General features: G+C 40.8%; 14 protein-coding genes. All 14 read left to right on the top strand.

What is annotated here, in order from left to right; translation table 11 throughout:
• The first annotated feature begins 3 nt into the window (after window positions 1-3).
• The 14 genes from ylqF to flgC all read left to right on the top strand — a co-directional run bounded on the left by ylqF (window position 4) and on the right by flgC (window position 15368).
• Window positions 4-867 carry a ribosome biogenesis GTPase YlqF gene (ylqF, locus tag E0E32_RS14225; RefSeq protein ID WP_066193935.1) on the top strand — a complete coding sequence of 288 codons (864 nt, stop codon included), beginning with the start codon at window positions 4-6 and terminating at the stop codon, window positions 865-867.
• A 66-nt stretch (window positions 868-933) separates the two neighbouring features.
• Window positions 934-1698 carry a ribonuclease HII gene (rnhB, locus tag E0E32_RS14220; protein WP_350308628.1) on the top strand — a complete coding sequence of 255 codons (765 nt, stop codon included), beginning with the start codon at window positions 934-936 and terminating at the stop codon, window positions 1696-1698.
• 223 nt (window positions 1699-1921) lie between these two features.
• The gene (locus tag E0E32_RS14215) at window positions 1922-4027 is read left to right on the top strand and encodes a TP0910 N-terminal domain-containing protein (protein WP_130860016.1); all 2106 of its coding nucleotides are present in this window, start codon (window positions 1922-1924) and stop codon (window positions 4025-4027) included.
• Window positions 4024-4299 carry an EscU/YscU/HrcU family type III secretion system export apparatus switch protein gene (locus E0E32_RS14210; protein ID WP_066193929.1) on the top strand — a complete coding sequence of 92 codons (276 nt, stop codon included), beginning with the start codon at window positions 4024-4026 and terminating at the stop codon, window positions 4297-4299. The genes E0E32_RS14215 and E0E32_RS14210 overlap by 4 nt, the downstream gene beginning before the upstream one ends.
• A gap of 104 nt (window positions 4300-4403) precedes the next feature.
• Entirely contained in the window at window positions 4404-5570 is a 1167-nt protein-coding gene (gene sucC / locus E0E32_RS14205; protein ID WP_066193927.1) for an ADP-forming succinate--CoA ligase subunit beta, read from the top strand.
• Between the two features lie 38 nt (window positions 5571-5608).
• A complete protein-coding gene (gene sucD / locus E0E32_RS14200) occupies window positions 5609-6511 on the top strand; it encodes a succinate--CoA ligase subunit alpha (RefSeq protein WP_066193924.1) in 903 nt (300 codons plus the stop codon).
• A gap of 176 nt (window positions 6512-6687) precedes the next feature.
• Window positions 6688-7515, top strand: a complete 828-nt coding sequence (gene dprA, locus E0E32_RS14195; protein ID WP_286171928.1) for a DNA-processing protein DprA — start codon at window positions 6688-6690, stop codon at window positions 7513-7515.
• Window positions 7516-7759: 244 nt separating this feature from the next.
• The gene (topA, locus tag E0E32_RS14190) at window positions 7760-9838 is read left to right on the top strand and encodes a type I DNA topoisomerase (protein ID WP_130860015.1); all 2079 of its coding nucleotides are present in this window, start codon (window positions 7760-7762) and stop codon (window positions 9836-9838) included.
• Between the two features lie 298 nt (window positions 9839-10136).
• On the top strand, window positions 10137-11042 hold the full coding sequence (gene xerC, locus E0E32_RS14185; protein ID WP_130860014.1) for a tyrosine recombinase XerC: 906 nt from the start codon (window positions 10137-10139) through the stop codon (window positions 11040-11042).
• 13 nt (window positions 11043-11055) lie between these two features.
• Window positions 11056-11598: an ATP-dependent protease subunit HslV gene (gene hslV, locus E0E32_RS14180; RefSeq protein ID WP_130860013.1), complete on the top strand. Its 543-nt coding sequence runs from the start codon at window positions 11056-11058 to the stop codon at window positions 11596-11598.
• Between the two features lie 15 nt (window positions 11599-11613).
• Entirely contained in the window at window positions 11614-13008 is a 1395-nt protein-coding gene (gene hslU, locus E0E32_RS14175) for an ATP-dependent protease ATPase subunit HslU (protein WP_066193910.1), read from the top strand.
• Between the two features lie 16 nt (window positions 13009-13024).
• Complete coding sequence (gene codY / locus E0E32_RS14170) at window positions 13025-13798, top strand: GTP-sensing pleiotropic transcriptional regulator CodY (protein ID WP_130860012.1); 774 nt, start codon at window positions 13025-13027, stop codon at window positions 13796-13798.
• Window positions 13799-14518: 720 nt separating this feature from the next.
• On the top strand, window positions 14519-14911 hold the full coding sequence (gene flgB / locus E0E32_RS14165) for a flagellar basal body rod protein FlgB (protein ID WP_066196571.1): 393 nt from the start codon (window positions 14519-14521) through the stop codon (window positions 14909-14911).
• Window position 14912: 1 nt separating this feature from the next.
• On the top strand, window positions 14913-15368 hold the full coding sequence (flgC, locus tag E0E32_RS14160) for a flagellar basal body rod protein FlgC (protein ID WP_066193901.1): 456 nt from the start codon (window positions 14913-14915) through the stop codon (window positions 15366-15368).
• The last annotated feature ends 11 nt before the right edge of the window (window positions 15369-15379 follow it).

Here is a 15379-nt window from a genome sequence, read left to right as displayed (position 1 = left end):
TTTTTGGCAATTCAATGGTTTCCAGGTCATATGGCAAAGGCACGAAGAGAAGTACAGGAAAAATTAAAGCTAGTAGACTTTGTGATAGAGCTAGTTGACGCTAGGGCTCCCTACTCCTCACAAAATCCTATGATGCAGCAGTTACTCAATCAGAAACCGAAAATGATGGTATTAATGAAGCAGGACCTGGCAGATGAGCAAGTGACAAGGGAATGGCTGACTCATTTTGAGGGACAAGGTATTGTATCTGTGGCGGTAGACGTAAATGAACGTCAAGCGATTCAAGCCGTTATTGCAACTGCTAAGGATATGGTAAAAGACAAAATGCAACGCCTTGAGAAAAAAGGAGTTCGACCTCGCCCGGCTCGTGCGATGATTATCGGTATTCCTAACGTAGGTAAGTCCACTTTAATTAATCGACTGGCCCATAAAAAAATAGCCAAAACAGGAAATAAACCAGGTATTACGAAAAGTCAGCAGTGGATAAAGGTGAAAAAAGACTTTGAATTATTGGATACTCCTGGGATTCTTTGGCCAAAATTCGAGGAGGAATTGGTAGGGTTACGTTTAGCAGCTATTGGAACGATTAAGGACCAAATACTCCCACTCGAAGATATTGCGGCCTTCGTGATTAACTATTTGAAAACGGCCTATCCACAGCGATTACAAGATAGGTATCAGTTGTCTCTGGAAGAAGAGGACCTGTTGGCTATCTTTGAGCAAATCGGACGCAAACGAGGATGTCTAGAGTCGGGTGGAAAAGTAAATATAGAAAAGACTACCGATGTTATCCTGCAAGATATTAGGTTAGGTCATTTTGGCAGGATCACGCTAGAACATCCAGACCAAATAGAATCGGATAAATAAAGGGGCTGAAATTCGAATCAGTTCCTTTATTTTTTTATGTAGAAACCGATAATAAAAGAAATGGGGATGAAAATGTTGACGTCTAATTGGACAATTGCAAAAATTAGAGATTATTTAACCGGAGAAACGATCGATTCTGCTGTGGTGGAACAATTACATAAAGACGAACGAAAAGGAGTACAGCGCTTGTTACAGCAATATAGCAAACGCCAGGAACAAGTGAAGGCGCAACAGGCACATTTTGAGGAAATGCTTGGCTACGAAAAGAAGTGGAGAGCTAAAGGAATGACCTATATTGCCGGTGTAGATGAAGTTGGCAGAGGACCATTAGCAGGACCTGTAGTTGCTGCTGCCGTTATCCTGCCAGCCGATTTTCAATTATTGGGCTTGGACGATTCTAAGAAACTCTCCAAAAGTAAACGAGAAAGCTTTGCTGCCTATATTAAGACACATGCCGTTGATTACCATATTGCTGTGATCAACGCAGAAATTATCGATGAAATCAATATCTTAAATGCCGCTAAAAAGGCGATGCACCAAGCCATTACCCACTTAGATAAGGTGGAACATGCTTTGATTGATGCTGTTAAGTTAGATCACCTGCCTGTCACACAGGAGGCGATTATTAAAGGAGATCAGAAAAGTGTATCGATTGCTGCAGCTAGTGTAATTGCCAAAGTGGCAAGAGATGCCTATATGCACGACTTACATCAGCAATTCCCAGCTTATGGTTTTGATCAAAACAGTGGTTATGGAACACGTCAGCATATCGAGGCTCTTCAACGTGATGGCAAAACACCTTATCATAGGAAAAGTTTCATTCATTCGTAAGCTAACATTTTTCTTGTGAGCAAAGAACGTATATAACCCTTGGCATAATAGGACTTGAAATGATTTTGACCTAGGTGGATTGAAATCATTTCTCATGGATCGGATAGGTGATCTTGATCCATTCACACGAATGGATCAAGTAAGGTATTATCAGGAACTAAGGCGAGCAAAGATTTGCTTGTCACACGTTTTCTTGAGAAATAATGAAGAAAGGGGTTAAGTTATGGGATACACATCATCTTTTCCTTCTTTATCAAGCAGCAATCGTACACAAAAAACAACGGCACAGCCGCCGATGCGACCTGGGCAATTGTTGACTGGGAAGGTACTGGAGATCTATCCTCAGCAACGAGCTGCTATTCAATTGGGTGGGACAAGGATAGTAGCCCGTATAGAGACGGCACTCACCGCCAAGCAAAACTATCTGTTTCAAGTAACGGCCGTCGATCAAATGGTTCATTTAAAAAAGGTAAGTGAAGTACCGGCCAATACGCAGGGAAAACTCAGCAATCCATTATTACAACAGATCGGTTTATCATCCAACAGCCCAGCTAAACCCCTGATCCAACAATTGATTCAACAGCAAATCCCCTTTACTTCTAAGCAATTACGACAGATAACGGACCTGCTAGAACAAAAAGGGAACAGCACTGCCAATCGAGAGTTACTGTTGCAAATGGTAAAGCAGCAGCTGCCACTAACAGAGGCGACCTTTCAAAGTTTGCAGAGCTTTCAATCCAATTCATTAGCTCGACAAATTCAGCAAGTGCTACAACAAATAGGCAGCCAAACTGGGCAACCGTCATTAGCTCAAGCATTAACACAACAACTGATGATCTATCAATCAGAGAGTGGTGAACAAGCCAATGCTCGCCTGCAGCAATTCTTAGCGTCAAACTCTTTATTATTATCGTTGATGGTTCGTCGGCTAGCGCCAACACAAGAATCTGTATTAGCACAATTAACCGCTGGCAAACCAGTGAGTGAGCAGCAAATAAGACCTTTTGTTGATCAACTGCAGAACCTATTAAATCAACAGCTTCCAGCAGAAAAACAGCAAAGTTTAGCACACATGGTTAGTCGCTTGCGGCATGATCCAGACGCCACTGCCACAATGAAACAAGCATTTGCCAATCAAGGGATCTTTTCAGAAGTGTTGAGACGTATTCCTACAGAGGAGCGTCAGTTGTTACAGCGAATACTACAAACATCGTCAGCTAGCTTTAATCAGCAAGCAGCCTCAATTCTGCAGCGCCTTAGCCAAAATCAGTTATCAGCAGGAGATCAGCAAATCTTGCGTACCTTTTTATTACAAATGGATCAAGCGTACCCTACGTCTCTCTCTGCTACGAAAGATACCATGATAAATTTACTAAAGCATTTTGTCCAATCGAGTGGCTTACAGGACGAGTCTCAAATCGCTCAGTCTCTGCAACAGCCTGGTTCGGGTGCGTTATCGAGTCGTTCGATACTTGTTTCGACAGGACTTTTACAGCAAGGTGACCCCTCGCAACGTTTTGGACAAGTTTTGCAGCATTTACAGCAAAGCCTGCCAGCAGACCAGCAACGTTTTTTTGTCGAGTGGTTGTTGCAGTCTCCAGCCCCTTCTCGTCAAAACGAACAAATGGCAACCATGATAAGAGGGATAGAAACGTCGTCATTAACTCCCAATCAACAGACTATGGTTCAAGAATTGAAAATGGCGGCTCAAGCAAACAGTGGTTTTACAAAAGAAACGATGTTACAAGTCATCCGACCATTTTTGCAGCAAACATCCCTGCAAGAAACAGCGTACAGGGAACAAGATTTATCCGTGAAACAACAGCTTATGCTTTTGCAGCAGCAACAACCGGACGTAGCGGGAAATCAAGTACAGCGGTTAGTTCAAAGTCTAACGGGTTTGCAAATTCATATGACGCATGATCCTGCACAAGGGCTATTGCAAATTCCGATGTACATCCCTGGTGACAGATTAGGATTGGCTGGTGATATCAAGCTGCAATTTGAAGGGAAAAAGCGCAAGGGTAGCGACGAAATCGATCCCGATTTTTGTAAAATTCTGTTTCATTTACAACTACGCAGTTTGGGAGAAACAATGATAGCTATGTCGGTTCAAAAGCGAATGGTTCATCTAACCGTCTACAATGACGAAGAACGCATTAAGCCGTTAATGGAGCAGTTTAAGCCACTATTAAAGGATAAACTGGAGATGATAGATTATCGCTTGACTACGGTCACCCATAAGCCAATTTCTCAAACAGTCCCAGCACAGCCCGCTAGAACGGAGCGGCAAACGTATCCTAACGAAGGAGTGGATTATCGGATATGACAGAAGATAACTATCGTAAAAAGGCAGCAGCTTTGCAATATGATGTAGCGACCGATCAATCGCCCAAAGTAGTGGCCGCTGGAAAAGGTTATCTGGCAGAAGAGATCATGGAGCGGGCAAAGGCAAATAATGTTCCGATTCAGTCGGATCCCACTTTAGTCGCTTTGTTATCGGAGCTGCACATAAACGAAGAGATACCAGAAGAGCTATATCAAGCAGTTGCAGAGGTATTTGCTTATATTTATCAAGTGGACAAACAAGTATCGAAGTGATAAGTAACATTCGACATCATAATTATTTGTAGTATTTTCTAGACAATGACCTGCATCTTTTTATACAATGAGAATGCAGTGATTAATTGATGGGAGGATGAAAGATGAATATTCATGAATATCAAGGCAAAGAGATATTGCGTAGCTATGGTGTCGCTGTACCTGATGGAAAAGTAGCTTTTACAGTCGATGAAGCTGTACAAGCTGCAGAGGAATTAGGAACAGCTGTCAGTGTAGTGAAAGCGCAAATTCACGCCGGCGGAAGAGGTAAGGCTGGAGGTGTGAAGGTTGCCAAAAATGTAGATGAAGTGCGTACATATGCAGATGAAATTCTGGGAAAAACCTTAGTCACACATCAAACCGGTCCAGAAGGTAAGGAAGTAAAGCGTTTGCTCATCGAAGCCGGTTGTGACATTCAAAAGGAATACTATGTCGGTGTGGTATTGGATCGAGCTACTTCACGTGTCACCATGATGGCATCAGAAGAAGGCGGTACTGAAATTGAAGAAGTAGCGGCAGAAACACCAGAGAAAATTTTTAAAGAAGTGATCGACCCTGTTACTGGGCTGTTACCATATCAAGCAAGACGTCTTGCTTTTAACATAAATATTCCCGCTGATTATTTATCGAAAGCGGTTAAGTTTATGATGGGCTTATATCAGCTATTTGTCGAGAAGGATTGTTCGATTGCCGAAATCAATCCATTAGTAACGACAGGTGATGGAGAGGTGTTGGCGCTAGATGCCAAACTGAATTTTGATGATAATGCCCTTTTCCGTCAAAAAGATATCGCGGCTTTTCGTGATTTAGATGAAGAAGATGAGAAAGAAATTGAGGCTTCCAAGTATGACCTAAGCTATATTGCTTTAGATGGTAACATTGGTTGTATGGTAAATGGGGCCGGTTTAGCCATGGCTACCATGGATATTATCAAACATTATAATGGAGATCCCGCTAATTTTCTTGATGTTGGGGGCGGTGCAACGGCTGAAAAGGTAACCGAAGCATTCAAAATCATCCTTTCAGATGACCATGTCAAGGGGATTTTTGTCAATATCTTCGGTGGTATTATGAAGTGTGACGTTATTGCCGAAGGGGTAGTACAGGCAACTCAAGAAGTTGGCTTGACGATACCTTTAGTTGTCCGCTTGGAAGGTACCAATGTAGAAGCAGGCAAGCAAATCCTTGCAGATTCCGGTCTTAATATTACGCCTGCAGAATCAATGGCAGATGGTGCCGAGAAAATTGTTGCACTTGTGCATCAGGCATAACCATTCATCATTCAAGAGAAAAAGGAGGATCCATTAACATGAGTGTTTTTATCAATAAAGATACCAAGGTGCTTGTTCAGGGGATTACTGGTTCAACTGCACTTTTTCATACGAAACAAATGCTAGAATATGGTACCCAGATTGTCGGAGGAATTACGCCAAAGAAAGGCGGTACAGAAGTCGAAGGGGTACCCGTATTTAATACGGTGGAGGAGGCTGCTCAGACTACAGGTGCGAATGCATCGGTCATCTATGTACCTGCCCCGTTTGCTGCTGATGCTATTATGGAGGCTGTTGATGCCGAATTGGATATTGTCATTTGTATTACGGAACATATTCCTGTAATGGATATGTTAAAAGTGAAACGTTATATGGAAGGGAAAAAGACCCGTCTAGTGGGACCGAACTGCCCAGGCGTTATCACCCCAGAAGAATGCAAAATCGGTATTATGCCGGGCTATATTCATAAGAAAGGACACATTGGTGTGGTATCTCGTTCTGGTACCTTAACTTATGAAGCAGTTCATCAATTATCCGAAAAAGGATTTGGTCAATCCTCGGCCGTTGGTATTGGGGGCGATCCAGTGAATGGTACCGACTTTATCGATGTATTAAAGGCTTTCAATGAGGACCCAGATACCGAAGCTGTCATTATGATTGGCGAAATTGGTGGAACCGCTGAAGAGGAGGCTGCCGAGTGGGTGAAAGCCAATATGACAAAGCCGGTTGTCGGATTTATAGGTGGGCGTACTGCACCTCCAGGTAAGCGTATGGGGCATGCTGGTGCGATTATATCCGGTGGTCAAGGTACAGCAGAAGAAAAAATTAAAACGATGAACGCCTGTGGTATTGAAGTGGCTGAGACCCCTGCTGTAATGGGAGAAACGTTACTGAATGTGCTTCAGGAAAAAGGTCTTTACGATAAATGTAAAACACACTAAAATGAGCATGGATTGGTTACCACATAAGCACGTACGAAAAGCTTATGTGGTAACCAATTCCACATAAGCATATACCTAATGAGGAACAAAATTATAAAGAAAGTGTGGTGGTTAGCATAGATAAAAGAGAATGGCGCTTACTTCACTTGCATTATGTTTGCTATAACAATCGTCAAATGATCAGGCAAATATTAGAGCAAGACCCAGCATTAACTGTTTATTATCAGTGGAAATCAGCAGAGTGGCAAGAACGGTTGCAACTGTCCAGTGAACGAGCCCATCATTTATTACAGCGATTAAACAATCAGGATATCAAGGAGAAAATTGTCCGATTTGCTCGGCAATATCAGATTCTAACGATATGGAGCCCTCAATTTCCTTCTTATCTAAAGCAAATACCAGATCCTCCTCTCGTTTTATATCTTCATGGAAATAAATCACTTCTCCAACATTACCCTAACTTAAGCGTGGTTGGAACAAGATACCCTTCCAGGTTTGCCAGACAAACCATGCAGCAGGTATTATTACCCTTATTAAAAAAAGATATTCTCCTTGTCAGCGGGATGGCAGCAGGTATTGATGGTTTGGCGCATCAATTGGCATTAGACAATCATGCCAAGACCATTGCTGTTTTAGGAGGAGGTTTTCAGCATATTTATCCTCAAAAGCATACGACCCTTTTTCATCGATTGGCCAAGCAAAACTTAATTGTATCCGAATATCCCCCTGACTTTTCACCACAAAAATACTATTTCCCTGAAAGAAATCGATTAATTAGTGCCTTAGGTTTTGGGACACTAGTCGTGGAAGCAAAGGAAAAAAGCGGGACGATGATTACGGTAGATCAGGCATTAGAACAAGGGAAGGAAGTATTTGCAATGCCAGGATCTATTTTAACGGAAACAAGTAATGGCTGTAATCGCTTGATTAAAGACGGGGCAAAACTTGTTCAAGACAGCATGGATATTTGGATAGAGGTGCCGACAATTCCCTCGTTTTCCTGAAGAAAAATAAAAATAATCCAATAAATATAGTTTTCTCGTTTGACAAATGCTTGTAAAGTATTTAATAATAGGGAAGATTTATCTTATTTATTGAGGTTGTTCAAAAAGTCAAATAAAAATGTCGTATCGAATTTTTGCATGGACAATGTGGGGAACTTTTTGGTTCTTTCTATCAGCTTTTGAACACGCATTGAAATGTAAGCAAAAAAGAATTGATATTACCTCTTGGGAGTGTATGGAATATATGGCACAATATCTAGTCATTGTGGAATCACCAGCAAAAGCAAAAACAATTGAAAGATATCTAGGAAAAAAGTATAAAGTCAAGGCATCAATGGGACACGTCCGTGACTTACCAAAAAGTCAAACGGGTGTAGACGTAGAGAATAATTTTGAACCAAAGTACATTACGATCCGCGGAAAAGGGCCGGTATTGAAGGAACTGAAAACCGCAGCTAAAAAAGCGGACAAAATATTTCTCGCAGCCGACCCCGATCGCGAAGGTGAGGCAATTGCATGGCATTTGGCCCATAGTTTAAATATGGATGTGGATAGTGAATGTCGGGTTGTCTTTAATGAAATCACTAAAGACGCTGTAAAAGAATCATTCAAACATCCTCGAACGATAAATATGGACTTGGTAGACGCACAACAAGCCAGAAGAATTTTGGATCGTTTAGTAGGGTATAACATCAGTCCTTTGTTATGGCAGAAGGTGAAAAAAGGATTAAGTGCAGGACGAGTGCAATCGGTTGCTGTAAAGATGATCATTGATCGCGAAAACGAAATCAAAAACTTCAAGCCGGAAGAGTACTGGAGTATTGACGCTGATTTTCTCAAAGGCAAGCAAAACTTTGAGGGAAGTTTTTATGGCGTTGATGGTAAGAAAAAGAAGCTTTCCTCAAGAGAAGATGTTGATAAAATCCTTCAAACGATGGATGATAAAGGGTTTGTCGTTGATAAAGTAAATAAAAGGGAAAGAAAACGGAATCCTTCTCCTTCATTTATCACCTCCTCTTTACAACAGGAAGCGGCACGGAAATTGAATTTTCGCGCTAGAAAAACGATGATGGTGGCACAGCAATTATATGAAGGGATAGATCTAGGCAAGCGAGAAGGCGGTATAACAGGGTTGATTACCTATATGCGTACCGATTCGACCAGGGTTTCCGATACTGCCAAGTCACAAGCCAAAGAATATATTGAAAAAAATTATGGAAAAGAATATAGTGGTTCGTCGAGAAAAGCGAAAAATGCAGAAGGGGCGCAAGACGCACACGAAGCGATTCGGCCAACCAATGCCCTTCGATCTCCTGATTCATTAAAACAAACTTTATCCAGAGATCAGTTTAGATTATATAAGCTAATATGGGAACGATTTATTGCCAGTCAAATGGCGCCTGCGGTAATGGATACGATGACGGTTCATTTATCGAACAATGGTGTAGAGTTTCGGGCTTCTGGCTCCAAGATTAAGTTCAAAGGTTTTATGGGCGTTTATATTGAAAGCTCAGATGACCAAGATAAGAAGAAGGATAAATGGTTGCCTAACTTAGAGGTTGGAGAAACAGTGAAGACGAGTAAAATCACACCAAATCAACACTTTACTCAGCCGCCTCCACGATATACGGAGGCAAGACTGGTAAAAACGATGGAGGAGAAAGGTATTGGTCGCCCATCTACTTATGCACCAACGTTAGATACCATTCAGCGCCGTGGTTATGTAGCCTTGGATAATAGGAGATTCATTCCGACTGAATTAGGAGAAATCGTCACGAAGTTAATAGAAGAGTTTTTCCCGGAAATCATTGACGTTGCCTTCACTGTGAAAATGGAGGATGACTTAGATGCCATTGAAGAAGGAAAAACCGAATGGATTAGCATATTAGATCAATTCTATCAAGGTTTTGATAAACGTCTGGAAAAGGCGCATCAAGAAATGGAGAAGGTCGAAATACGTGATGAACCTGCCGGCATTACCTGTGAAAAATGTGGTCATGAAATGGTTTATAAAATGGGCAGATATGGTAAATTCCTGGCCTGTTCCAATTTCCCTGAATGCCGAAATACCAAGCCGATCTTAAAAGAAATTGGGGTTAAATGCCCCAAGTGTAAAGATGGGAATATTGTAGAAAGAAAAACCAAAAAGAAACGAACTTTTTACGGGTGTGATAAATACCCAGAATGTGATTTTATTTCATGGGATAAACCAGTGGGTAGAGACTGTCCTAAGTGTGATTCTATGCTAGTAGAAAAGAAAAGCAAGAAAAAGGTTCAAGTACAATGCTCGAACTGTGACTATAAAGAAGAAGAACAAGGTTAATCAAAGTGAAGCCCCATTGCAACGGGGTTTCGTTTTTTTTTAGAGAAGGTATATAATCGTATCTATCACAGCTCAGCGGCCTAAGCGAAAATGCACACATCATTCTTTTTATAATATCCTCCAACACATAGCTGATCACTTGTTTGTTCAACTATTAACAATCTTGTGAAGTTAAGCAAGAACGCTTTATTATCTGGCAATGCATGTTAGAATAATAACAAGGCATATGGTGAAAAATGAAGTTGATTGAAGTTTAGCTAGGATTGTGTTACTATTTTAACGCATTAAGAGGTGACCTATGGATTATGATAAATACTGGAAGTTATTCCTTGAATATTTACAGATTGAAAAGAATGCTTCCCAACTGACGATACAAGCATATCAAAGAGACATTGAACATTTTTTTCAGTTTTTGACCAGAGAAAAGATGGAAGAATTAACAGATGTAGATTATTTGATGATAAGAACTTATTTAACGGAATTGTACCATGGAGGGTTATCAAAACGATCGGTAAACCGTCAGATTTCTAGTTTGCGCTCCTTTTATAAATTCCTTATGAGGGAAGAGATAGTGCAGACTAATCCATTTGCTCAATTACCATTATCGAAAACAGATCAAGCTATCCCTGATATTATGTATGCCGAAGAATTGGACATTTTGTTCCATTCTATTACTACTGATAACGCTATTGGAATACGAAACAAAGCCTTATTAGAGTTATTATATGGTACAGGTATTCGCGTGAGTGAGTGTGTGCAATTACATTTGGCAAGTGTGGATATGGATCTGCAAACGATATTGGTAACAGGGAAAGGTAACAAAGAAAGGTATATCCCCTTCGGACAATTCGCCCAACAATCGTTGCTTGAATATATGGAGCATGGCCGGGATGGATTGATTGGTAAACATAGCCAGCCAGGCAATGTTTTATTTCTGAATGCGAAGGGAAACCCATTAAGTGCCAGGGGTGTTCGAATGATTATGAATCGTATCGTAGAGGATGCAGCATTAACCGTTGATTTGCACCCACATAAATTGAGACACAGCTTTGCGACCCATCTACTTGACAATGGGGCGGACCTAAGAGCCGTTCAGGAGTTATTGGGGCATGCCAATTTATCAGCAACACAAATATACACACATGTCTCGAGTGACCGGCTTCAGAATGTCTATCATCAGGCACATCCAAGGGCACATAAATAGGAGGAATGAAAAAATGGACTCATTTCATGCAACCACCATATTCGCTATCCAGCATAACGGAAAATCTGCTATATGCGGAGATGGTCAGGTGACATTTGGAAATCAGGTGGTAATGAAGCATACCGCCAAGAAAGTACGGCGTTTGTTTCGAAATCAAGTGGTCGCAGGATTTGCAGGATCAGTAGCTGATGCGTTTACCTTATTTGAAAGTTTTGAAGCTAAATTGGAAACACATGATGGTAACCTGTCAAGGGCTGCAGTAGAACTTGCCAAAGATTGGAGAAATGATAAATATTTACGAAAATTAGAAGCGATGCTAATTGTGATGGACAAGAAAGAGCTGCTATTAATTTCTGGTACTGGAGAAGTGATTGAACCAGATGATGGTATCTTGGCAATTGGTTCGGGCGGTCACTACGCGCTAAGTGCAGGCAGAGCATTGAAACGGCATGCACCAGAGATGGAAGCGAAAGACATTGCCAAGGCTTCTTTAGAAATAGCAGGTGAGATTTGTGTCTTTACCAATGATCAATTAATAGTAGAAGAAATCCAATAATGCGAGGTGAAAGAGATGTCGATGAATTTAACACCAAAACAGATTGTAACCAAACTTAATGAATATATCATTGGTCAGCAAGAAGCCAAAAAATCGGTAGCGGTGGCTTTGCGAAATCGTTATCGCCGTATGCAGTTGACGGAAGAACTGCGCCATGAAATTGTTCCCAAAAATATACTAATGATCGGCCCAACAGGGGTAGGTAAAACTGAAATTGCCAGAAGGATAGCAAAATTAGTCGGAGCCCCATTTATCAAGGTAGAAGCAACCAAATATACCGAGGTTGGTTACGTGGGACGTGATGTGGAATCCATGGTTCGTGACTTGGTGGAGACCGCTGTCCGAATGGTCAAAGAAGAAGCAGCAGAACAGGTGAAGGATAAGGCAGAGAAGCAGGCAAACCAACGAATTGTAGAAATACTAGTCCCCTCCAAAAAGAAGCAAAACTCATCCAAGAATCCTTTTGAAATTTTTATGAACCCTAATCAGCAAGAGGATACAGAAAATGATGATACCCAAGAGCAGGATTCCATTAAGGAACAGAGAAAGAAAACGAAGCGTTTATTAGATTTAGGAGAGCTAGAAGATCGTGTTATAACGATTGAAGTGGAAGAACAGCCGCCTAATATGTTTGACATGATGCAGGGGTCCGGAATGGAACAAATGGGCATGAATATGCAGGACGCTTTCGGGCAGCTTTTCCCTAAGAAAAAGAAAAATCGTCAGCTCCCTGTCAAGGAAGCAAGAGAAGTGTTAACGAATCAAGAAGCACAAAAACTAATCGATATGGACCAAGTGACTCAACAAGCTTTGGAGAAAACAGAACAATCGGGGATTATCTTCATTGATGAAATGGATAAAGTAGCGGTAAAACAGGAACAATCTGCCAATGTGTCTCGCGAGGGTGTACAGCGTGATATCTTGCCAATCGTAGAAGGCTCCTCCATTGTCACGAAATATGGCCCGGTAAAAACCGATCATATTCTTTTCATTGCTGCTGGGGCCTTTCATATGTCGAAACCATCTGACTTGATTCCAGAGCTACAAGGACGTTTTCCGATCCGGGTTGAGTTCGAAAAGCTTACGGTGGATGATTTCAAACGAATTCTACGTGAGCCGTCTAATGCTTTGCTTAAACAATATGAAGCCTTGCTAGAAACAGAAGGTATCACGATTTCATTTACAGCTGAAGCAATCGATCGCTTAGCAGAAATAGCCTATCAAGTGAATCAAGAGACGGATAACATTGGGGCAAGGAGATTGCATACGATTTTAGAGAAGTTGTTGGAAGAACTTTCATATGAAGCATCAGACATCGGAGTTGGCAATATAGAAATAACCGAAAATTATGTGAATGAAAAACTGCAGTCGATTGCTACTAATAAAGACCTCAGTCAATTTATTTTATAAACTGGATGGTGAAAAGATGAAGCTATTAGAAAAGACAAGGGAAATTAATACACTACTTCAAAAGGCAAAGGAAAATCCGGTAGACTTTAGTGAGATGTCCCATACGTTGGGAGACGTTATTGGGTCGAATATATTTATCGTTAGCCGTACCGGTAGATTGTTGGGTTTTTCTATTAATCAGCAAATTGAAAATGAACGTATGAAACGAATGTTAGAAGAAAGGCAGTTCCCAACAGAGTATACGGAAAATTTATTTCAAATTACGAAAACAACAACCAATCTGGATATTAACAGTCAACACACTGCCTTTCCAGTGGAAAATAAGGATTTATTCGCACAAGGCTTAACAACCATTGTGCCGATTATAGGCAGTGGTGATCGGCTAGGAACGCTGATACTCAGCCGTTTATCAACAGGATTTGGTGAGGATGATCTCGTTTTAGCAGAGTATGCTGCCACGGTGGTAGGGATCGAAATTCTTCATGAAAAATCTGCAGCTATTGAAGAAGAAGCCCGAAGTGCCGCTATTGTACAAATGGCGATACGTTCTCTTTCTTATAGTGAACTAGAAGCCATTGCCCATATTTTCGAGGAACTAGAAGATAAGGAAGGATTGCTGGTGGCAAGTAAAATCGCCGATCGTGTAGGCATCACTCGCTCAGTTATTGTCAATGCACTGCGTAAACTGGAAAGCGCAGGTGTAATTGAGTCTCGCTCATTGGGGATGAAGGGGACCTATATTAAAATTTTAAATGATAAATTTCAGGAAGCGATCGAACAACAGTCCTAGGTGAACGATTGTAAAAGGTGAAGGTTCTGTTTGTTCCCAATAAACGGGTGAAAAGGCAAAGAAATCGAGTGCCTTTTCATCCGTTTTTTAATGATATTAAAAAGTATATCAGTCTTGCCGTAATAGATTTTGGAACGATTTTGACCTTAAACGAATTCAGGTGCCGATAAGGCGGATTATGTAAAGTAATCACTTTTGGTCGTTGCCTTTGACCGTTTTTTTGTGCTAAACGAGCGCTCTGAGAATATGCTGTGCTTTTACCCGCGGGGCATAAGTCAACAAGCGACTCGAGCAAAGAACGCTCTCGCCACCGTGGGGCCGGCGGAATTTGCCCGGTTGATCTTATTAATGGAAGCGCAATAGCCATTGAAATGTTTTGATTTTGAAATAGATCAACAACCATTATCATAATATGGATAAGCTCGATTAAAAATACACTATATTTTACCAAACAAAAGCTATTCATTAGAAATCACCTTCCTGAAAACTTCCCCCTACTTTATACATGATTTTCTAAATACATTAGGAATAAAGTCATATTTTCAAGGTTGTTTTATTGCGAATCATGGTGAAAAAGTGTCGATTTGATAAAAAAATGTAATGTTTTCGTAAAAATATGACGAATAGTCATAGACAATAAACCTTTTTTCCCTTACAATATTTGATAAATGGTTTTATTACATTAGTCTTAGACGGAAATAAACATGGAGGACTCAAATGATGAATTTATTTGGCGGTACCATTCAACAACTAGAACATTCATTAAACTATGCTTCATTAAAAAACAAAACAATCGCGAATAATATATCGAATGCGGATACGCCCAATTACAAATCGAAAAACGTCGCATTTCAAGATATATTAAACTCGGAAATGTCACAACCTTTTCAAGCCAAACGAACGGATCAACGTCATCTGCCTTTTGCATCAGACCAAGAGAGCTTTCGTATCACTACCAATAATAACACTACTTATAATCACAATGGGAATAATGTGGATATTGATCATGAGATGACAGAATTGGCCAAGAACCAAATCTATTATCAGGCATTAGTAGATAGAATTAATGGAAAGTTTAGTAGTATGCAAAGCGTAATTAGAGGAGGAAATTAACATGTCAATATTCCAGGCAATGAATACGAGTGGAAGTGGGTTGACTGCTCAGAGACTGAGAATGGATGTGATTTCTTCTAATATAGCCAATGCGGATACCACTCGAGCAACAGTAAACGAAGATGGTGAATATCAACCATATCAAAGGAAAATGACGGTCTTAGGAGAAAATGGTCAAACCTTTGCCTCTACCCTTTCTCAAGCACAAGGATCCGGCCGAGTAGTGAATAATGGAGTGAAAGTATCGCAAATAACGGAGGATGAGGCACCGTTTAAGATGGTGTTTAATCCAAACCACCCAGATGCGGATGAAGAAGGGTATGTTGCCTTGCCAAATGTTGATCCTTTAAAAGAGATGGTCGATATGATGAGTGCCACCAGATCCTATGAGGCAAATGTAACATCGATCAATGCCTCCAAAACGATGTTGATGAAGGCACTGGAGATTGGTAAATAATACATAATGAA

Source organism: Gracilibacillus phocaeensis (assembly GCF_900626275.1).
GTDB classification, from domain to species: Bacteria; Bacillota; Bacilli; order Bacillales; family Amphibacillaceae; genus Gracilibacillus; species Gracilibacillus timonensis.
This window is presented reverse-complemented; position numbering and strand designations above follow the sequence as displayed.

Bases quoted from the DNA above. Each gene is read 5' to 3' on its own strand.
- rnhB (WP_350308628.1), top strand. From the start codon at position 934: ATGAAAATGTTGACGTCTAATTGGACAATTGCAAAAATTAGAGATTAT.
- E0E32_RS14215 (WP_130860016.1), top strand. From the start codon at position 1,922: ATGGGATACACATCATCTTTTCCTTCTTTATCAAGCAGCAATCGTACA.
- E0E32_RS14210 (WP_066193929.1), top strand. From the start codon at position 4,024: ATGACAGAAGATAACTATCGTAAAAAGGCAGCAGCTTTGCAATATGAT.
- sucC (WP_066193927.1), top strand. From the start codon at position 4,404: ATGAATATTCATGAATATCAAGGCAAAGAGATATTGCGTAGCTATGGT.
- sucD (WP_066193924.1), top strand. From the start codon at position 5,609: ATGAGTGTTTTTATCAATAAAGATACCAAGGTGCTTGTTCAGGGGATT.
- dprA (WP_286171928.1), top strand. From the start codon at position 6,688: ATGATCAGGCAAATATTAGAGCAAGACCCAGCATTAACTGTTTATTAT.
- topA (WP_130860015.1), top strand. From the start codon at position 7,760: ATGGCACAATATCTAGTCATTGTGGAATCACCAGCAAAAGCAAAAACA.
- xerC (WP_130860014.1), top strand. From the start codon at position 10,137: ATGGATTATGATAAATACTGGAAGTTATTCCTTGAATATTTACAGATT.
- hslV (WP_130860013.1), top strand. From the start codon at position 11,056: ATGGACTCATTTCATGCAACCACCATATTCGCTATCCAGCATAACGGA.
- hslU (WP_066193910.1), top strand. From the start codon at position 11,614: ATGTCGATGAATTTAACACCAAAACAGATTGTAACCAAACTTAATGAA.
- codY (WP_130860012.1), top strand. From the start codon at position 13,025: ATGAAGCTATTAGAAAAGACAAGGGAAATTAATACACTACTTCAAAAG.
- flgB (WP_066196571.1), top strand. From the start codon at position 14,519: ATGAATTTATTTGGCGGTACCATTCAACAACTAGAACATTCATTAAAC.
- flgC (WP_066193901.1), top strand. From the start codon at position 14,913: ATGTCAATATTCCAGGCAATGAATACGAGTGGAAGTGGGTTGACTGCT.